At 70.3% G+C, this 20177-nt stretch carries 16 protein-coding genes; 4 read left to right on the top strand and 12 right to left on the bottom strand.

From position 1 onward, the window contains the following. The first annotated feature begins 47 nt into the window (after window positions 1-47). The 3 genes from STRVI_RS14915 to STRVI_RS14905 all read left to right on the top strand — a co-directional run bounded on the left by STRVI_RS14915 (window position 48) and on the right by STRVI_RS14905 (window position 5902). Window positions 48-2339: an AbfB domain-containing protein gene (locus STRVI_RS14915; RefSeq protein WP_050993667.1), complete on the top strand. Its 2292-nt coding sequence runs from the start codon at window positions 48-50 to the stop codon at window positions 2337-2339. A 126-nt stretch (window positions 2340-2465) separates the two neighbouring features. Continuing rightward, a complete protein-coding gene (locus STRVI_RS14910) occupies window positions 2466-4316 on the top strand; it encodes a glycoside hydrolase family 76 protein (protein ID WP_014056484.1) in 1851 nt (616 codons plus the stop codon). 77 nt (window positions 4317-4393) lie between these two features. Further along, on the top strand, window positions 4394-5902 hold the full coding sequence (locus STRVI_RS14905; RefSeq protein ID WP_014056483.1) for a glycoside hydrolase family 43 protein: 1509 nt from the start codon (window positions 4394-4396) through the stop codon (window positions 5900-5902). A gap of 16 nt (window positions 5903-5918) precedes the next feature. Here the strand turns inward: STRVI_RS14905 and STRVI_RS14900 are convergent, their stop codons facing one another. Next, window positions 5919-6557, bottom strand: coding sequence for a TetR/AcrR family transcriptional regulator (locus tag STRVI_RS14900; RefSeq protein ID WP_014056482.1), 639 nt, complete (start codon window positions 6555-6557; stop codon window positions 5919-5921). Between the two features lie 135 nt (window positions 6558-6692). On the opposite strand from STRVI_RS14900, the gene STRVI_RS14895 reads away from it, so the two are divergent. Then, the gene (locus tag STRVI_RS14895) at window positions 6693-7307 is read left to right on the top strand and encodes an NIPSNAP family protein (protein WP_014056481.1); all 615 of its coding nucleotides are present in this window, start codon (window positions 6693-6695) and stop codon (window positions 7305-7307) included. Window positions 7308-7428: 121 nt separating this feature from the next. Here STRVI_RS14895 and STRVI_RS14890 read toward each other — a convergent pair whose 3' ends face one another. The 11 genes from STRVI_RS14890 to STRVI_RS14845 all read right to left on the bottom strand — a co-directional run bounded on the left by STRVI_RS14890 (window position 7429) and on the right by STRVI_RS14845 (window position 19788). After that, complete coding sequence (locus tag STRVI_RS14890) at window positions 7429-8739, bottom strand: alpha-glucosidase/alpha-galactosidase (protein ID WP_014056480.1); 1311 nt, start codon at window positions 8737-8739, stop codon at window positions 7429-7431. Then, complete coding sequence (locus tag STRVI_RS14885; protein ID WP_014056479.1) at window positions 8736-9692, bottom strand: carbohydrate kinase family protein; 957 nt, start codon at window positions 9690-9692, stop codon at window positions 8736-8738. The genes STRVI_RS14890 and STRVI_RS14885 overlap by 4 nt, the downstream gene beginning before the upstream one ends. Before the next feature lie 46 nt (window positions 9693-9738). Continuing rightward, on the bottom strand, window positions 9739-10650 hold the full coding sequence (locus STRVI_RS14880; RefSeq protein WP_014056478.1) for a carbohydrate ABC transporter permease: 912 nt from the start codon (window positions 10648-10650) through the stop codon (window positions 9739-9741). After that, window positions 10647-11597: a carbohydrate ABC transporter permease gene (locus STRVI_RS14875; RefSeq protein WP_014056477.1), complete on the bottom strand. Its 951-nt coding sequence runs from the start codon at window positions 11595-11597 to the stop codon at window positions 10647-10649. Before STRVI_RS14875 ends, STRVI_RS14880 begins: the two co-directional genes overlap by 4 nt. Before the next feature lie 10 nt (window positions 11598-11607). Beyond that, window positions 11608-12936: an ABC transporter substrate-binding protein gene (locus STRVI_RS14870; protein WP_014056476.1), complete on the bottom strand. Its 1329-nt coding sequence runs from the start codon at window positions 12934-12936 to the stop codon at window positions 11608-11610. 71 nt (window positions 12937-13007) lie between these two features. Then, window positions 13008-13847 (bottom strand): endo alpha-1,4 polygalactosaminidase, encoded by an 840-nt coding sequence (locus tag STRVI_RS14865; protein WP_014056475.1) that lies wholly within the window; start codon window positions 13845-13847, stop codon window positions 13008-13010. Window positions 13848-14152: 305 nt separating this feature from the next. After that, a complete protein-coding gene (locus STRVI_RS14860) occupies window positions 14153-14764 on the bottom strand; it encodes a DUF742 domain-containing protein (protein ID WP_106685887.1) in 612 nt (203 codons plus the stop codon). Between the two features lie 16 nt (window positions 14765-14780). Next, the gene (locus STRVI_RS14855; RefSeq protein WP_014056473.1) at window positions 14781-15230 is read right to left on the bottom strand and encodes a roadblock/LC7 domain-containing protein; all 450 of its coding nucleotides are present in this window, start codon (window positions 15228-15230) and stop codon (window positions 14781-14783) included. 30 nt (window positions 15231-15260) lie between these two features. Next, window positions 15261-18110 (bottom strand): nitrate- and nitrite sensing domain-containing protein, encoded by a 2850-nt coding sequence (locus STRVI_RS14850; RefSeq protein WP_014056472.1) that lies wholly within the window; start codon window positions 18108-18110, stop codon window positions 15261-15263. A 144-nt stretch (window positions 18111-18254) separates the two neighbouring features. Further along, a complete protein-coding gene (locus STRVI_RS56380; protein ID WP_413116947.1) occupies window positions 18255-18341 on the bottom strand; it encodes an MFS transporter small subunit in 87 nt (28 codons plus the stop codon). Window positions 18342-18402: 61 nt separating this feature from the next. Further along, the gene (locus STRVI_RS14845; RefSeq protein WP_014056470.1) at window positions 18403-19788 is read right to left on the bottom strand and encodes an L-lactate MFS transporter; all 1386 of its coding nucleotides are present in this window, start codon (window positions 19786-19788) and stop codon (window positions 18403-18405) included. Between the last annotated feature and the right edge of the window lie 389 nt (window positions 19789-20177).

Genomic DNA, 20177 nt, shown 5'->3' with positions numbered 1-20177 from the left:
CCCTTCTCCGTCCAAGACGGACCTGGCGGCGGCGCGTTGCCGCCGCCGTGGTCCCCGCGCTGGCCGCCACCGCCCTGCTCGTCTCCGGTGCCGGCCCCTCCCACGCCGCCCCGGCCTGGGACCCCAAACCCTCCCCCATGACGACTCCGTGGACGAACCAGGTCCCGGTCGACCACCCGCTGCCGGAATATCCGCGCCCGCAGCTCACCCGGCCCGACTGGGCCGATCTCAACGGCATCTGGGACTTCGCGGTCACCTCCCGCGACGCCGGACAGCCGACGACATTCGGCGAGCAGATCCGGGTGCCGTTCGTGCCCGAGTCCGCGCTCTCCGGCGTCCAGCGCAAGATCACCCAGAATGACAAGCTCTGGTACAAGCGCACCTTCACGGTGCCGTCCGGCTGGAGCGGCCGCCACATCCAGCTCAACTTCGGCGCGTCCGACTGGGAAACCACGGTCTGGGTCAACGGCCGGCAGGCCGGGGCCGCCCACCGCGGCGGATACGACGCCTTCTCGTACGACATCACGCCCCTGCTGAACGGCGGCACCAACACCATCGTCATCTCCGTGTACGACCCGACGGAGACCGGCGGTCAGGCCATCGGCAAGCAGCGCATCCAGGACGTCACCCCGCACCCCGGCAAGAGCATCGTCTACACCGCCTCGTCCGGGATCTGGCAGACCGTCTGGCTGGAACCCACCGCCACCGCGCACATCACCCGCCTGGACATGGTCCCGCGCCTGGAGGACAACACCCTGCGGGTCACGGTGCGCGGCGCCGGAGGAGCCGACGGCACGAGCGTCAAGGTCACCGTCTCCAGCGGCGGCACGACCGTCGGCAGCGCCACGGGCACGGTCGGCAGCGAGCTCTCCGTGCCGGTGCCCAACACCCACCTGTGGACGCCGGAGGATCCGTTCCTCTACGACGTCACGGCCGAGCTGACCGGCACCGCAGCCGACAAGGTCGGCTCCTACACCGGCATGCGGTCGATCGCGGTGAAGGACGTGGGAGGAGTCCGGCGGCCGGTACTCAACGGCAAGTTCGTCTTCCAGACCGGCACCCTGGACCAGGGCTACTGGCCGGACGGCATCTACACCGCGCCCACCGACGAGGCCCTCAAGTACGACCTGCAGAAACACAAGGACCTGGGCTTCAACATGGTCCGCAAGCACATCAAGGTCGAGCCGCAGCGCTGGTTCTACTGGGCGGACCGGCTCGGGCTGCTGGTGTGGCAGGACATGCCCTCGATGGACAGCGGCAAGACCCCGGACACCGCGGCCCGCACCCAGTGGGAGAGCGAATACCGCGCCATCATCGACCAGCACCGCAGCTCGCCCTCGCTCATCCAGTGGGTGGACCAGAACGAGGGCTGGGGCCAGTACGACCAGGCCCGCATCGCCGACATGGTCAAGGCGTACGACCCCGCCCGCCTGGTCGACAACATGAGCGGCGTCAACTGCTGCGCCGCCAAGGACGGCGGCAACGGCGACGTCATCGACAACCACAACTACGTCGGGCCCGGCAACACCCCGACGGAGCCGGTCCGCGCCTCGGTACTCGGGGAGTACGGCGGCCTCGGCTACCGCGTGCCCGGCCATGAGTGGTACCCGGGCGGCGGATTCAGCTACGAGGACCAGCCCACCACGACCGCACTCAACAACCGGCTCGTCGGCCTGCTCGACGGGATGCGGGAGAACACCATGCCCGCGGGCGGCCTGTCGGCCTCCGTCTACACCCAGATCACCGACGTCGAGAACGAAGCCAACGGGCTCATGTCCTACGACCGCCAGGTGGTCAAGGTCGACCAGGCCCGGGTCCGGGCGGCCAACCAGGCCCTCATCGCGGCGTCCCGGTCACCCGGCGCGACGGTGAAACTGCCGGTCGGGCAGAACGTGTCGATCCGGGTCACCACACCCGGCTACACCGACCGCTACATCCGCCACTACGACGGGCTGGGCTTCACCGAGGTGGTCAACTCGGCCAGCGGGGACCTGCTGAAGCAGGACGCCACCTGGACGGTCAGGCCGGGGCCGGCGAACAAGCTCTGCTATTCCTTCGAGTCCCGCAACTACCCGGGCGAATACCTGCGCCACCGCGAATTCCGCGTCCGGCGCGAGGCCGGCGACGGCTCCACCGTGTCCAAGGAGGACGCGACCTGGTGCCCGGTCCAGGGCAGCGGAGGCGTCCGGATGTCGGCCGCGGGCTTCCCCGGACAGTATCTGCGGCATATCAACGCCGAGCTGTGGCTGGCCCAGTCGGGCTCCACCCACGCCTGGGACAACCCGGCCGGCTTCACCGAGGACACCACCTGGGCCATCGAGCCACCCTGGGCTCCCTGACCGACCGCCGCCGGCCCGGCATCGACGGGCCCGCACCTCCGGCGGCCGCCGCTTCGCACGGGCGGCCGCCACTTCTCTCCTCCCCCACGCTCATGCGCACGGCCCCCTACGAAAGGCGGGTACGTCATGTCAGCGCGGCTCCACCGTGTCCTTCGCGGACTCCTGACCCTGGCCATCGCCCTGGCCGGACTGGTCCTCCTGCCCACGCCGTCCCGTGCCGCGACCCCGGTCTGCGCACTGGCATGCGACACCCTCGACCCCTCGAAGGCGCAGCGCGACACCTTCCCCGTGCCGCAGGTGAACCTCAACGGCCGGATCCTGAAGCTGCATATGTCCGACCCCGACAGCATGGCCTGGGCCGGCATCGACAACGGTGTGAGCGGCGACTCGGTCTGGCTCGACCGCTCCTGGGACCGGGGCGCCACCTGGGAGGGCCTGCTCGGCAAGGCGAGCATCCCCGGCACCTGGACCGGCACCCGCACCCTGATGTACAACCTCACCGACCCGGTGGGACACCGGCGCGGCTGGATCCGCGCCTGCGGTGACGCCGCCGGTGTCACCTGCACCGACTGGGTCTACCCGACGGTGTGCGACGGCACGTCCTGCGACGGCGCCGACCCCGCCACCGCGGCGGGCGACGACCGCCCGGTGCCGTCCACCACCCTCTTCGGGCGCACCATCAGCCTCCATGTCGACCAGCGGAACGGAATGGCGTGGGGCGTCATCGAAAACGGCGGCGCGGGCGACGAGATCTGGCTCGACCGCTCCTGGGACAACGGCGCCACCTGGCCCGAGGGCTCCTCCCTCGGCCGTACGAGCGTGCCCTCGGGCAAGACCACGACGCACACGGCCATGTTCGCCACCCGGGATCCGCGCGGGCTGATGTTCGGCGGCGCGGTCCGGGCATGCGGCCGGGCGGCCGCCCACCAGGAGGGCGGTTGCACGGCCTGGGTGCGGCCCGCGCCGAGCCGGGCGCGCGCCGGGGCGGACGCGCTGATGGCGTCGTACCAGACGTACGAGGGCTGGTGGCGCAGCAGTTGGTGGAACTCGGCCGTCGCGGTCACCTCACTCATCGACTTCGCCGAGCGCACCGGGCGGCACGACTACGACTGGGTCATCGCCCGCACCTTCGAGCAGAACCGCGGCGCCTTCCCGGCCGGGGTGCGCAGCTCCGACGCGGTGGAGGGCCATTTCATCAGCCGCGCCATCGACGACGCCGCATGGTGGGGAGTGGCCTGGCTGGCCGCGTACGACCACACCCATGAGCGGCGCTACCTGGACGAGGCCGTCACCATCGCCACTTACGTCCACCAGTACTGGGACACCGGAAGCTGTGGCGGCGGTGTGTGGTGGGACCGGGAGCGCACCTACAAGAACGCGGTGACCAACGGGCTGTACCTGTGGCTCACCACATCACTGCACCAGCGGATCTCCGGCGACACCGGATGGGGCGACCGGGCGGCCACGGCCGCCACCTGGTACCAGGGCAGCGGATTGATCAACGGCGCGGGCCTGGTCAACGACGGGCTGACCGGCGACTGCCGCAACAACTCCCAGACCGTGTGGAGTTACAACCAGGGCCTGGCCATCGGCGCCTTCACCGAGCTGTGGCGGTCCACCGGCAACGGCCAGTACCTGGACACCGCCCGCCGCCTGGCCGATGCCGCGATCACCTCGACGACGCTGACCCGCGACGGTGTGCTCACCGAATCCTGCGACACCGGCACAGGCGCGTGCGACGACAACCAGAAGCAGTTCAAGGGCATCTTCATGCGCCACCTCGCCGACCTCGCGGACGCCACCGGATCGGCCACCTACCGGGCGTACATCACCCAGCAGGCCGACTCGATCTGGACCACCGACCGCGACCCCCTCAACCGGCTCGGCCAGCGCTGGGCGGGCACCACCCCGAACCAGGTGGACTGGCGCACCCAGGCCGGCGCACTCGGCGCGCTGACGGCCGCGGACGGCCTGTGACCCGCTACGCCGACACGGGGACGGCCACTCGGTCCGGACCCCACCCGCCGTACGCACATCGCCCCAAGGAGGCGCCCATGAACCCCCGCACGACCCGCCGCCACGCGGCACTGCTCACCGCGCTACTGGCCATCCTGTGGGGCCTGGTCGCCGCCCAACCCGCCGCCACCGCGGCACCACACACCGCAGCCGCGGCCCCGTCTGCCGCCAAGGGGACACCACACACCGCCACCGCGACACCGCATACCGCCGCCGCGGGCACCTTCCGCAACCCCCTCAACACGGGCCCCGACCCGTATATGACCGTCTGGAACGGGAACTACTACCTGACCACCACGCAGGGCAACAGCATCCGGATGTGGCGCTCCTCCTCGCTGGGCACCCTGCTCGACGCCGATCCCATCACCGTGTGGACGGACACCGACCCCTCCCGCAACCAGCACATCTGGGCACCGGAGTTCTACCGCTTCGGCGACCGCTGGTACCTCTACTACACCGCCGACGACGGAGTCGACGACCACCACCGGCTCTATGTGCTGGAGTCGGACCGCGACGACCCGGCCGGTCCCTACCACTTCAAGTCCCGTCTTACGCCGCCCAACCACGCGTCCGACTTCGCCATCGACCCCGGCATCCTCCAGCACAACGGACGCCTCTACCTCGCCTACTCCGGCATCAACCAGTACCAGCACAACGGCATCAACATCGCCCCCATGTCCAACCCCTACACCGTCTCCGGCAACGCCGTCGCCCTGAACGCGGCCGGTGGCTGCCCCGAGGTGCGCGAAGGCGCCGAGTTCCTCTACCGCAACGGCCGCACCTGGATGACGTACTCCACCTGTGACACGGGCAAGCCGGACTACCAGGTGTGGATGATGTCCCTGCCGTCCACGGCCGACCCGCTCGTGCCCGGCAACTGGACCCAGCACAGCGGTGCGCGGTTCTCCCGCGCCGACGACCACGGCGTCTACGGCCCCGGCCACCACGCCTTCTTCCGCTCCCCCGACGGCACGCAGGACTGGATCGTCTACCACGCCAAGACCACCTCGGTGAACACCTACACCGACCGCACCACACGCGCCCAGAAGATCACCTGGAACGCCGACGGCACCCCCGACCTGGGCCGCCCGCTCGCCACGGGGGCCACCCAGGACCTGCCGTCCGGCGACCCGGGAGCGGGCACGTACTGGATCAACGACGACGGCCGGTCCAGCGGCGACGGAAGCGCCACGTTCACCGGCACCTGGAACTCGGGGACCGGCTGCGCCACCCAGTGCTTCTGGGGCGACGACCACTGGAGCGACCAGGCGGGCAACACCGCCACCTTCTCCTTCACCGGCACCCGGATCGCCCTGCTCTCGGTCCGCGACACCGGCAACGGCATCGCCGCCCTCAGCGTCGACGGCGGCCCCGAGCAACGCCAGGACTTCTACGGCGCGATCCGCACCGGCGAGACCCTCCAATACCTCAGCCCCCGGCTCCCCTACGGCCGGCACACCCTGCGCATCCGCGTGACCGGCGAGCACAACGCCCAGTCGGGCGCCTCATTCGTGAGCGTGGACCGTGCGGAGGTGTACACCCGCTAGCACCGGCCGCTCCGGCCTAGGGTGTGTCCGCCGCGTCGGCCGCCGGGACGAGCAGCCCGTGCAGGGCGTACTCCACCAGCTTGCGCACCTCCTGGGGGGCCAGCGATTCATGCCCGGCCATCAGGCGGAACGCCGGCGCGCCCAGCAGCACGTCCGTGGCCGTCGCGGCGTCCACGCCCCGCCTGGTCAGCCCCGCCTCGGCGGCCCGGTCCCAGTACGGCTCCAGGGCCGCCCTGCGGGGCGCCAGGAAGAACTCATGGAAGTACGGCGCCGCCTGCGGCTCGGTCGCGCAGGCGGCCAGCAACTGCCCGAGGACGCCACCCTCCGGACTGGTGTAGTAGGTCAGCAGGTCGGTCGCGTAGGTGACCAGGTCCTCGACGGGGCGGCCGGTGTCCGGGAAGACCACCGCCTCGGCCGCGTCACGGCCGAACGCCTCCGCCATGATCGCCGCCTTGCAGGGCCAGTGCTTGTAGATGGTGGCCGTGCTCACCCCCGACCGGCCGGCGATGCGGTCGATGGTGACCCCGGACGTGCCCACCTCGCGCATGAGCGCGCTGGTAGCGGTCAGCACCGCGTCATGCGCCCGGATGCTGCGCGGCCGCCGGGGACGGTCCGGTGTGCGGCGCGCACCGGGTACGTCGGCGGTGGTGTCCACGGGTGGCCCTCCTCTGCGCTTGCTTGCCGTTGAACTAAAGTGATGCTTCACTTTAGTTTGCGGAGACCGGCGACGCAATCCCGACCGCCGGAAACCCCCGCGAACCGCGACAACGGAACGGTCAGGACATCGGCCATGCTCTATGAACTCGCCACCCTTTCCCTCAAGCTGCGCACGGTCCCGAAGGCACTGTCCGCGCTGGAGACGTACACCACGAGCCACGCCACCGGCGGCCGGCTGCTCGGCTGCTGGGAGCCCGAACACGGCGTCATCGTCGGGCAGTTGCTCCTGCTGCGCGGCTTCGAGAACGCCGAGGAACTCACCGAGGAGCGCACCCGCGTGCTCACCAGCCCCGACCCGTTCGGCATCGGGGAACACCTCACCGGCTTCCAGGTGGAGAGCTACGCCCCGTTCCCCTTCCTGCCACCGGTCGAGCCGGGCCACTACGGCTCCGTGTACGAGTTCCGCACCTACCACCTCAAGGTCGGCGGCCTGGTGCCCACGATGGCGGGCTGGGAGGCCGCGGTGCCGGAGCGCACCCGGCTCCACCCGCTGACGACCGCCATGTACGGCCTGGACGGCGTCCCCCGTATCACCCACATCTGGCCCTTCCCCGACCTCAACGCCCGGCTGGAGATCCGCCGCGAGTCCTACGAACGCGGCATCTGGCCCCCGGAGAACGGCCCGGAGAACATCGCCCACGCCACCTCCACGATCGCCCTGCCGACCCCCATCTCCCCGCTGGCCTGAGCCCGGGAGCCGTCACCCGGCCCCGGAGCCCGGCTACGCCCGGCCTGCCGCTTGGCACACTATTCTGCTGCGGGCCTGCAGGCCTTCAGGGCCTTCAGGGCCTTCAGGGCCTTCAGCGCCGTCAGCTCCCGAGGGTGGCGTCCAGCCCGGGCTGCAGCCGATCGGCGTGTGCGCGCACCATGTCGTCGCACAGCTCCCAGATCTGCTCGACGCGCAGGGCGGCGGCGGTCGCCGGGTCGGTCATGGCCGCATGCCGGATGTGGCGCGGCTCGTCCTCCAGGGCGGCCCGTACCACCAGGTCGTTCATGCTGAGGTAGGTGCGGTTGAGCGCGGCGAGCTGCGGGGGCAGCGCACCGGCCCGGGTCGGCTGGACACCGGACCGGTCGACCAGGCAGGGCACTTCGACCACGCCGTGGGCCGGAAGGTTCTCGATGAGGCCGTGGTTGGGCACATTGCCGTAGACGGTCCTGGGGGTGCCGGTCACCATCGAGTGGATGATCTGCGGGGCGTACTCCATGGTCCCCTCGACGTCGATGCAGGCGCCGGCCGCGAGGTCGTCGCGGGTCCGCTCGTAGGCTGCGACGTTCTCGTCCACGATGCCGAGATAGGCGCCGATGGGCAGCCGCAGCCGCTCGATCTCGCTGTCGTGGTGCAGATACCAGGGCACGTACTCGGCGGAGTGCTCGCTGGTCTCGGTCGGGTAGTGGCCGAGCCGCCGGTACATGTCGACGCGGACCCGGCGCCGCAGTTGCTCGTTCTCGGCGATCAGCGCGTCCAGCCGGGGGTACAGATCGGTGCCGTCGTGCTCGAAACGGAGCACCCACGCCTGGTGGTTGACCCCGGCGGCGCGGTAGGTGATCTCGTCGAAGGGGACCTCGAGCAGGGCGCACAGGTCGTGCATGGTCCAGTACACCGAGTGGCACAGGCCGACCACCCGGGTCAGGCCGGTCGCCGCGGTGAGGTACTGCACGTTCATGGCCATCGGGTTGGTGTAGTTGAGCAGCCACGCCCCGGGGCATACGGCGGCGATGTCCTCGCCGAGCGCCTTGAGGAACGGGAAGGTGCGCAGGGCGCGGAAGATACCGCCGACGCCGAGGGTGTCGCCGATGGTCTGCCGCACTCCGTGGCGGGCGGGGATCTCGAAGTCGGTGCGGGTGGCCTCCCCCATGCCGATCTGGACGAGGTTGATGACGAAGTCGGCGCCGTCGAGTGCTGCGCGCCGGTCGGCGTGTGCGGTGATGTGCGCGTCGGCACCCCGCCGCTCGGCGATGTACCGGGCGGCGGCCTCGGCGGTGGCCAGGCGTTCCGGATCGATGTCGTGCAGCGCGATCCGCGCGGTCTTCAGCTCCGGGAAGGCGAAGAGGTCCGCCAGCAGGCCCTGGGTGAAGACGACGCTTCCGGCGCCGATCAGCACGATTTTGGGGTAGGTCATGTCGGGCTGTCTCCGTTGACGGTGAGGTGGGTGAGGGCTTCTTCCCAGGTGGGCTGGGCGGTGGTGCCGCCTGCGGCGCGGGTCGACAGCGCACCGCAGGCGGCGGCGAGGTCGAGCGCCTCGGCGATGGGCCGGCCCGCGAGCCGTCCGGCGAGGAAGCCCGCGTTGAAACTGTCGCCCGCGCCGACGGCGTCCTGGGGTGTCACGCGGATACCGGCGCTGGTGAGCAGGGTCCGGCCGTCGTGGCACAGGGCGCCGTCCGCCCCGTTCTTGACGGCCACCAGCGGCACCTGGTGTGCGAGGAGTTCGGCTGCTGCCGTGACGGATGTGCCGTCGGTGCCGGCGAGCCGGTGCGCCTCGGCGGCGTTGGGCAGCAGGATGTCGGTCCGGGCGAGGACGGGCGCCAGTGCCGCGCGGTCCCATCGGCCCGAGGAGTCGTCGTTGGTGTCGAGCGAGGTGGTGGCGCCCGCCGCGTGGGCGGTGTCGAAGAGGCCCGGCAGATCGGCGGCGAGCCCCGGCATCAGGAAGTAGGACGCGGCGTGGACGTGCCGGGCCGAGGTCAGCAGGTGCTCGGGCACATCGCGCCCCGAGGTCGCGGCGAGGGTGCCCGGCGCGGTGAGGATGGCCCGGTCGTCGCCGCGGGTCACGACGACCGTGAGCGGTGTCGGCAGGCTCGGGTCCAGGTGCAGCCCGCCGATGTCGACGCCTTGGGCGGCGAGTTGGTCGCGCGTGTAGTGTCCGGCGCCGTCGTCCCCGACGCGTCCGGCGAAGGCCACGCGCAGCCCCAGCCGGGCGGCGCCGCACGCGGTGATCGCGGCGGATCCGCCGAGGGTGAGCGCGCCACTGTCGATGAGCTGTTCGCGCTGGCCGAAGGCGAGTGGCGTGGTGAGCGGTCCGACGATGACGTCCGGGTTGGCGTCCCCGATGACGAGCAGGTCGAAGGTGGGCGGCATACGGCTTCCTGACGAGTGGTGAGGGAGGGGCGGTGCGGGGCCGTGGTCAGCCCTTGAGGCCGGTGGAGGTGATGGACCGGACGAAGGTCTTCTGGGCCGCGAGGAAGGCGAGCAGCACCGGCAGGACGGTGATGACGTTTCCCGCCATCACGGCCGACCACTGGGTGTGGTGCTGTCCCCGGAAGGTGGTCAGGCCCAGTTGGAGGGTGTAGTTGGCGTCGTGGTTCAGGGCGATGAGCGGCCACGACAGGTCGTTCCAGGTGGTGAGGAAGGTGAGGACGGCGACGGTGCTCAGCGCGGGGCGGGACAGCGGGACCACGATCTGGAACAGCACCCGCAGCCGCGAACACCCGTCGATCCAGGCGGCCTCCTCCAGCTCCCTGGGCAGGGAGAGGAAGAACTGCCGCAGCAGGAACACCGCGAACGGCGTCACCAGCGACGGCACGATCAGCGCCCCGAGGGTGTCGACGAGCCCCAGTTTCCGCATGACCAGGAAGGTCGGGATCATGGTGAGCTGGAAGGGGATGGCCATGGTCGCCAGCATCAGGACCAGCAGCACCCGGGAACCGCCGAACCGCATCCGGGCGAAGGCGTATCCGCCCAGCGTCCCCAGCAGCAGGTTCGAGAAGACCGCGACGGCCGAGACGATCAGGGAGTTGGCGAACCAGCGCGGGAACATCGCGTTGCCGAGGACGAAGCGGTAGCCGCCCAGGTGGATCCCGGAGGGCCAGAGCGCCGGCGGGAACCGGTTGATCTCCGCGTCGCTCATCACGGAGCTGAGCCCCAGCCAGATCAGCGGTACGGCGAAGAGCAGCGCCAGTGGCGCGAGCAGCAGATGCCACGGGCTGAACGGCAGTCGGAACCGGCGCCGTGGGCGGGCCACGGGCTCCCCGGTGGTCCGGCCGACCGGCCGGAGCCGGTCGGTGGCGCTCCCGGGGAGGTGGGACAGGTCCGTCATGGCGTGGCTCCCTTGAGGCGGCGGTCGTCGCGGCGCCGTACCAGCCGCAGCCCGGCGGCGACCACGAGCAGGGCGACGCCGAGGACGTAGGCCGCCGCGGCCCCGTATCCGGCGGTGAAGTTCCGGAACGCCTGCTCCCAGACGAAGTAGACGATCACGGTGGTGGATCCGAGCGGACCGCCCTTCGTCGTCACGTACACCAGGTCGAAGACCTGTAGGGCGCTGATCGTCTGCCAGAGCAGCAGGAACACGCTGACCGGCGCGATGGTGGGCAGGGTGACATGGCGCAGCACATGGCGGCGTTCCGCGCCGTCCAGGGTGGCGGCCTCGATGAGTTCCCGGGGTACGTCCTGGAGGGCGGCGAGGTAGATCACGACGCAGAAGCCGGTGCCGCTCCACAGGGAGATGGCCACCAGGACCAGCAGGGCCTGGGCCGGATCGGACAGAAACCCCTGTGGGGAGAGCCCGAGGCGGTGCAGCAGCGCGTTGGCCGCGCCGAACTCCGGGTCGAGGATGAAGGAGAACAGGACGCCCTGGGCGGCGGCCGAGACCACGAACGGCACGAAGAGCAGCGTGCGGTACAGGCCGGAGAACCGGATGCGGCGGTTCAGCACCAGCGCGAGCGCCAGCCCCAGACCGATGCTCAGCGGTACATACAGCGCGGTGTACACCAGTGTGTTGCGCACGGCCTGGGCGAACTGCGGATCGTCGGCGAGCTGGCGGTAGTTGTCCCAGCCCACCCAGACGCTCGGGGTGAGGAGGTCGCTGTACTGGAACGACAGCAGCAGCGACCACAGGACGGGGACGACGCTCAGGCCCAGGATGACCAGGACCGAGGGGAGGACGAACGCCCAGGCCGTCGCGGCCTCCCGGCGGCCTCTGCGGCGTGCGGACCCGGCCGGTGTTCGCGGCGCCGGACGGGTGATGGGGGTGGGCAGACGGGACATGTGGTACTCCTCAACGCACCTTGGCCATGGCGGCGTTGGCCTCGTCCGCGCACCGCCGCAGCGCCTTCGCCGGTGTGCTCTTCCCGAGCAGGACGGCGGTGATGGCCTCGCCGAACGGCATGGAGATCTTGGGGTAGGCCCGGTCGACGGGCCGTACCCGCGCGGTCTCCAGCACCTCGGTGAACACCGGGAGACCGGGCACCCCGGCCGCGTGCTCCCGCCACTTCGGACGGCGCTCGGCGGGCCGGCTCTGCGGCAGGCTGCCCGCCTCGGAGTCCCACAGATACGCCTGTTCGGGCTCCATGAGCCAGCCGATGAACGTACGGGCCGCCGTCAGCCGCGCGGAGCCGTTGTCGAACACGCTCCAGGTGTCGGGGCCGGAGATCGTCACCGACCGGCCATGGAAGCCGGGCAGCGGGACGACGTGATAGTCGATCTTCGCCTGCCGGATGTCGGGCAGTTGCCAGGGACCAGTTCCGACCATGCCCAGCCGGCCGGTGGAGAACGCCTGGTACATCTGCTCGCCGCCGGGCTTGGGGTCGACGTAGACGCTTCGGTCCCTGGCGAGTTCGGCGAGCACATCGAGGGAGCGGGCCCCGGGTTCGCCCGCGAATCCGATCTCCCGCTTGCCCTTGGCGATGACCTCGCCGCCCAGGTCCCAGATCATGGGCCACATCCGCCACACCGTGTCCTCGTCGCCCGCGCCGGGCCAGCCGGTGCCGAACGTGCCCTTGCCGCGGTCGGTCAGCTTCCGGGCCATCTCGGTGAAGTCCTGCCAGGTCCAGCCCGGTGCGGGCAGCTCCAGCCGGGCCTCGCGGAAGAGCTTCTTGTTGCACACCACGGCGAGCGAGTCCAGCACCGCGGGCACCGCACGGACCACACCGTCGACCATGACGCCCTCCCGGGCGGCCGGCCAGTACTGGTTCCAGGGCACCGGCTGCGATTCCACGACCGACGTCATGTCCGCGAGCTGGGGACTTCTGGCGACACTCGCCAGGTCGGGGCCGAAGATGTAGGCGACGTCGGGTGGCGACTGGGCGACGAGTCCGGCCATCACCTTCTGCAGCATGTCGTCCGCCAGCACCCCGCCGCCGATGTCGACCCGGATGGCGGGGTGGCTTCGGTGGAAGTTGGCCACGAGCCGTTTGAACGCCTTCAGCGAGGGGCCGTTCTGCCCGTGCCACACCTCGATGTGGACGGTTCCGTCGGAGTCCACACCGAGGCCGGTCCCGCATCCCGCCACCGCCGTACCCGCTGCCGCGGTGAGGGCCAGCGCGCCACCGCCGCGCAGGATGCCACGGCGCGAGGGGCCGCCACGGCCACTGCGGACCGCGTCCATGTCTGCCTCCAGATGTTCGGTGGATGCGTGGCCGCCGCGGTCCGCGGCGGCCACACCGTCCCCGGCCAGGACTACGGGCAGGTCTTGCGGACGTAACCGTCCTCGCCCTTGGGCAGGACATCGCGGTCGCGCTGGACGACGCTCACCCGGTCGCCGTACTCGCAGGCGTTCTTCATCCCGGCGTTCGTGTACTCGATGAAGATGGCGTTGTTCCCGAACTCCGCGAGGTAGTCGGCGCACTCGTTGTACTCGGGGTTGCCGCATTCCTCGGCGATGGCGAAGTCGAGGCCGTTGGCCGCGTGGTTCTTGGCCAGCTCCACGGTGTTCTTCTGACCGACCGCCAGGCCCTTGCCGTGGCCGTAGGCGGACAGCATCCGGATGTAGGTCTGGGCGTGCTCCTCGGTGATCCTGCCCTCGACGACATCACGGGTGAAGGTGTCGAAGTTGTCCAGCTCCAGCGCGTCGAAGCCCTTGGCGGCGCATTCGTCGATCTGGGCGTCGATCTTCTCCGCGATGCCCTCCCGCTTCTTCTCGGTGGTGATGTCGAGGATCGCCTCGTCCCAGTCCGTGTCGATGATGACGTCACCGTCGTCGTTCTTGAGCAGCAGGTCGGAGGGCCAGTCATCCGGGCCGCCGGGCTGGCCGGTCTTCTGCGTCTGGAAGGCGTTGACGTAACAGATGTTGTACAGACCCGGTGCCGGGGAGGCGCTGTGGTCGCGGCTGACGACCCCCACCCCGGACGGCGGGGTGTACGCCCCGCCGATCTGGTAGTCGAAGCCCGCGTGGACCGGCGGAAGGGCGGCCGAGGCGGCCGAGGCGGGGGCGGGGGCGAGAACGCCGGCCGCGGCGGCCGCGGCGCATGCCATGGCGGCGCCCACAGTGGTACGGATGCGCGAACGGTTCAGGCTCATCGCTGAGAGCTCCATGATCCGTGGGCACGGCCCCGCCTCGGTCGCAGACAGCGACCTGGCGACTCGGGCCGGACTCGCGGCGGGGCCGCATACCGGCTGGGCGTACCTCTGTCGCCGAGCATTCGACATCGGCGTGCCAGGGAGTAAACCGATCAGACCGAGCCACGTCAAGAGCGTGAAACTGCTCAGTGTCGGCTCGGAACACGCACAAGCGATCAGCGCATGGGGGCTCCACGGCGGACATTACGCACAGATGCGGGCATGCCGACGTGCGGGAACCCGTCGGCCCCCGCGCGCCCGACACACTAGATCCGCCGAAGTCCCACCAGCACTCTCTCCATCAGGGCGCGGTCCGGCGCGGCGCCCTCCTCGGAGGCCGTCCGGTGGACGACGATCAGCCCGCGCTCGGCCATGTCGCCGAGCAGGACCTTGGCCACCCCCAGCGGCACCAGGAGCATGGCCGCCACCTCGGCCACCGATCTCGGCTCCTGACACAGCGCGATCACCGGGCGGTGGTCGGCCTGCAGGACGTCGGTGGAGCGGTGACCCAGCTCGGTGGTGGTCACCAGGGTCTCGACCTCGAAGTGATGGTGGGATCTGGTCCGGCCGCCCGTCCATGAGTAGGCGCGCACGAGCGCGGCCGGGCCCTGGCTCTCGTCGTGCTCGGACTCCCAGGCGGCCGGCCCCTCGGCCTCCGACGACGCCCTCGGGAAGGATCCCCCGGGCTCCTCGGGACGGCCGTCCCCGCCCTCACGGCGGGACGGGGCCTCCGGCGTGCCGTCGGAGCGAGATGCCTTCCGCCCGCGTCGCCCTTTGCCGAAGCTGAAGGCGTTGAGCACGTCGGCGAAGGTCTGTTCGTCCTCCGCCCCCTGTTCTCTCCCAGGTCCCTGCCCGGAAGGGCCTTCACCGGTGCTCATCATCTCCCCGTCCGGCCTATTGGGCTGATGTCCGCTTCACGCCCTGCAGGTTGAGCTCCTGCAGCTCAGCGCGGAGCTCGGGGGTCAGCATCTCGCCGACCTGGTCGACCAGTACGGTCATCTCGTAGGCCACCTGACCGATCTCGCAGTCCGGCGCCGCCAGCACCACGAGGCATGAGCCGTCCTTGATCGACATCAGGAGCATGTTGCCGAGCTCCATCTGGATGACCGAGGACCGCACATCACCGGTCATCAGGCACCGGGCGGCGCCCTGGATCAGACTGATGGCCCCCGCGGCAATGGTGGCGACCTGCTCGGCCCGGTCGGCCGCCAGCCCGTCCGACGCGGTGAGCAACAGTCCGTCGGCCGAGACCACCACGGCGTGCGCCACATTGGGCACACGCTCGGTAAAATTGGTGACCAGCCATCCGAACTGGCTCACCTCCCGTAGCTGGGGTGAGGTCATTGGTTCTTCCTGTCCATCTTCGCTGAGACCTTATGTCTCGTCGCGTCCGTCGGGCTGACCCCGGCGGATGCCCGACTGGTAATTGCTGAGGAATGAATGGGTGCGGCCGGCGTTCCGCCGCGCGGTTTCCTCGTCCGCGGCTCCACGCGGCTTGGGGCGCTCCTCGGTGGCGCGCGGCTTGGCCCGGTCCGTACCCGGGTCCTGGCGCGGCACCCGCCGGGGCAGCCCGGCCTGCGTGATTCCGCCCGCGTCCGCGGCGCCCGGCCGCTCGTGGACGATCTGGCCGGGGTCATCGGCGGCATCCGGCCGGCTCTCGCCGGGGGACGCGGGCGCGGCGGGGACGGGCCGCCGGGGGAGCTCGGAGGCCGGGAGGTCCGCCGGCTTACGGCTCTCGGCCGTCTCCTCGGCAGGGGAGCCCGCCGGGGCCGTCTCGGCCTCGGCGGAGGCGAACCACGGCGAGGGGGCGTCGTCGCCAGCGGCCGGATGTGAACGCCGCGGTGGCAGCGGAGGCTGTCCCGGCGGCTGTGCGGCACGGCGGTCCAGGGGGGCGTTGCCGTTCCCCTTGCCGTTGCCGTTCCCGGGGGCGGCGGCCTTCCCCGGTGCGTCCTCGCCGACCGGGGCGGGCCGGCCGGCCTTGGCGGGAGGTATCCGGCGCGGCAGTCCGCCGGGCTGCAAGGCGTCCACGAACGCCCGCGAGCCGCTGGAGCGGGTCGGCAGGGAGCGGCCCGTGGCCGCGGAGTCGGCCGGGGAATCCCCGGCGCGCAGCGAGCGGGCGCCGTCGGTCGCGCGGCGCGGCAGCGGCGCCGCCGGGGCCGCGCCGGTCTCCCGGCGGGTGCCCACCGGCTCGGCCGTCCTGGCGGAGGTCTGCCGGACGGGCAGGGAGCTCTGCCCGCCCGCGAGCGCGGGCTTGTCCGCGAGCATCAGCCTGGCAGGGACCAGCACACCAGCGCGCAGCCCACCGCCGGTGTCGCGCTCAGAGATCAGCTCCACGGTGACGCCGTGGCGACGGGCCAGATGGCCGACGACGGTCAAGCCCATCTGCCGGGACGTAGGTACCTCCACGGATACGTCCCCCGCTACGCGCCGATGAGCCTTGGCCAATTCGGCCCCGCTCATCCCGAATCCCTCGTCGCGGACCTCGATCAGTGCGGAACCGTCCAGGCGCAGTGTATTGCTGACCACCACTTGGGTCTCCGGCGGGGAGAACGCGGTGGCGTTGTCCAGCAGCTCAGCGATCATTCGCGCCAGGTCACCGGCAGCGTACCCGATCACTTCGGCGGCCGGAACGGGCTCCACCACCACCCGCCGGTAGTGCTCGATCTCGGAGACCGAGGCCCGCAGCACATTGTCGAGCGGCACGCGCTGCTCGGACGGGCGGACCGGGGTGCTGCCGCACAGGACCATCAGGTTCTCGTTATTGCGCCGCATCCGGGTCGCCAGGTGGTCCAGCTTGAAGAAGCTGGCCAACTGGTCCGGGTCCTCTTCGTGCAGTTCGAGCTGTTCCATCAGGCGCAGCAGCCGGTCCACCAGGCTCTGGCTGCGCCGGGAGAGGTTGACCAGGGTGTCCCGCAGGTCGCCGCGGAGCGCGGCCTGTTCGGCGGCCAGCCGCACGGCCTGGCCGTGCACCGCGTCGAACGCCCGCGCGAGCTGGCCGAACTCCTCGGTGGTGTGGACGGGCACGGCGCTGATCGACGTGGTCGCCATCTCGCCCTCGCGGATGCTCGACACCGCTTCGGGCAGCCGGCGCTCGGCCACGTCGAGCGCGGTGGAGCGCAGCACGGTCAGGGACCGCAGCAGATGCCGGGCGATGGCGATACCGATGGCGAAGGCGAGCAGGAGTACGGCGAAGAGCAGCACGGACTCCGCACCGGCCCGGTCGCTCGTCTCGTCCTGCAGCTTGGCGGAGGTCACGCGGAGCCGGTCGGCAAGCCGCTTCTCGACCGTGTTGATGAGGGTTCCGGTCGCCTCCGAACTGCGGTTCCAGTCGCGGACGGAGAACGACGCGGCATCGGCGGAGTTCTGTCCGGAGCTCTGCGAACCCGCCTGGGACAGCACGGTATCCAGCAGCCGGGTGCGCCGCTCGACCTCCGGGCCGGTGACCGTCCGCTGGTAGGCGCGCTGGTCCCCCTTGGTGGCCACGGCGCGGAAGTCGCTCAGCTTGTCCCGCAGGCGGATGTCGGACTCCTGGAGCGCCCTGATGAGCTTGGGGTCCTTCAGTGTGGCGGGGTCGGGCGCGTCCATGACGATCACGTGCTGGAGGTGGACCTGTTCCTGGACCAGCTCCAGGTCGTACAGCGCGGTGGCCGGTCCGGAGAGCTGGGGTTCACCGAACCGGCTGCCCAGTGCCTGGTCCAGGTCGAGCAGACCGTTGATGATCTTGCTGTACTCGGTCACCGCGGTCCACGAGCCGATGTCCGTGGACGTCACCTGCTTGCGCAGCGCGGGCAGCCCGTCCAGCAGCTTGAACGCGTCGCGATAGCGGTTCGCCGAAACGCCTCCGAGACCGTGTGCCCGCTTGGTGGTGCGCGTGACGGCGGCCTGCGCGCGGTCGACGCGCCGGCTCTGCTGCCGGAGCATGGCCGGATCGGCGGACGCGCTGTCTCTCAGCCGCTCGGCCGACATCGTCCGTTCCATCTGCAGATCGCTGATCAACGGCATCAGCCCACCGCGCAGTCTGACCAGCCGCTGCACGTCCGCGTAGGTGTTCGCGCGCGCGACGTCGCGTTGGATCTGCACGACGCCCAAGGCGACGGCGAGCAGAGCGGGCACCACCAGAACGGCACCCAGCTTCACGGGCAGCCGCCAGTTGCGCCATTCCACGACGCCGGCCCACCACGACGGTGAGCGATCGCGCGCGGCCGCATGCCTGCCCGGGGTCATGAGGCGCGCTCCGCGCTCGGACCGGCTTGCCCACAGGGATGTATCACGATGCCGTTTCTCCTGGGATTTCCCCGGCTGGGGAAAGTCGAACGCCCGGCAGCGCGCCGGCACATCGCTTTCGGCGATGCGTCGGCGCGCCTGGCTCTACTCGAACAACTTGCTGCTCTTCTCGGCCAGTTGGTAAAGACCGTACAGAAACGGCACAGCTACCCACAGCCATGCCACGACCATGACCACGGGAGAACCCGTCTTGGCCACGTCCGGCGAAGGGCTGTCTGCGTCAGTCACCGGCTTACCGCCTCTCTGCCGGAAGGGGGTCGGGGGTTTCCTCCGGGGACGCCGACTCCGCCTGGGCCGACTCCGGTTCATGGAACTTCGGATTCACCGGACGCACCAGTTCGTTCGCGATGAAGCCGACGACAAGCAACCCCATCATGAGAGTGAACGAAAAGGTGTAGAGGGCCGGGCCGGTGTCCCCGGACTCATGCGCGGAATCCGCGATGGAGTCCACGATGAGCGGTCCGGCGACTCCGGCGACCGACCACGCGGTCAGCAGCCGGCCGTGGATCGCGCCGACCTGGTAGGTGCCGAACAGATCCTTGAGGTAGGCCGGAACGGTGGCGAACCCACCGCCGTAGAACGACAGGATCACCATGGTCGAGGCGACGAACAACGCGGTGCTGCTGTCCTTTTCGAGCATGATCGTGAGGTAGAGCAGGGCACCGGCGCCCAGGTACAGGCGGTAGATGTTCTTCCGGCCGACCACGTCGGAGACCGAGGACCATACGAAGCGACCGGCCATGTTGGCCAGGGACAGCAGCGCGACGAAGCCGGTGGCGGCGCTCGCACTCACCGGACTGGCCGTGTCCTGGAAGAAGTCCTGGATCATCGGGGCGGCCTTCTCCAGGATCCCGATACCAGCAGTAACGTTCATGCACAGCACGACCCAGAGCAGCCAGAACTGGGGCGTGCGCACCGCGTTCTTCGCCGATACGTTCGCGGTGGTGACGAGCCGCTTGCCCGAGTCGTCGCGGGGCGTCCAGCCGGCCGGCCGCCAGCCCTCGGGCGGCACCCGCACCAGCACCACGCCCAGCGACATGAAGGCGGCGTAGGCCAGGCCATGCACCAGGAAGGTCTTCGCGATGCCGCTGGTGTCGCTGCCGAACGCCTTGAGCATCTCCGTCGACCAGGGCGAGGCGATCAGCGCGCCGCCGCCGAACCCCATGATCGCCGTACCGGTGGCCATTCCCGGCCGGTCCGGGAACCACTTCATCAAGGTGGACACCGGCGCGATGTAGCCGATGCCGAGCCCGACCCCGCCGATGCCGCCGTATCCGAGAACGACCAGCCAGTAATTGCGCGTGGCGACGCCGAGGGCGGCGACCAGGAAGCCGATGGAGAAGGCCACGAGCGAGACGAACATGGCCCAGCGCGGGCCTTTTCTCTCGACCAGCGTTCCCCCGAACGCGGCGGAGAGCCCGAGCACCAGAATGCCGATCTGGAAGGGGAGGGCGCTAGCCGTCCCCGAAATGTCTAGGGAATCCTCCAGAGGTATCTTAAAGACGCTCCAGGCGTACGCCTGGCCGATGGAGAAGTGGATCGCAAGCGCCGCCGGTGGAATCAGCCAACGATTCCACCCCGCCCCTGCGATGATGCGAGAGCGATCGAGGAAACCCACGGATCAACCTACCTCCGGCTTCTTGAGAGCACCCCCGCAGACTGCGTTCCTGGACCTATACAAACACCTCGGGGGAGGCAGTGGCGAGCACGGGGCTGCCGTCATATGCCAGTGGCAGACTCACTGCACAGCGGCACGCTCACAGCACTCATGCTCACGCACGACGGGACGTTCTGCCCGAGGTGAGGTTCTACCAGTGGCGACACTTGGGACACAACGCCGGGTCCCGAAATGTCCTCAAGGCGCAACCCTCAGCGGCCATCGTCAACCTGACATCAAGTCAAAATGGACAACACGGGAAGGAGAGACAAAGTATTGGTTCAGCGGCCACTCCCGCCATATTCGAGAGGTCGCCGACGCCCGATGTCTACCATGACACCCGCCCACCT

This window comes from Streptomyces violaceusniger Tu 4113 (assembly GCF_000147815.2).
Taxonomy (GTDB): domain Bacteria; phylum Actinomycetota; class Actinomycetes; order Streptomycetales; family Streptomycetaceae; genus Streptomyces; species Streptomyces violaceusniger_A.
The sequence above is the reverse complement of the archived record's forward strand: the minus strand, read 5'-3'. Positions and strand labels throughout refer to the sequence as shown.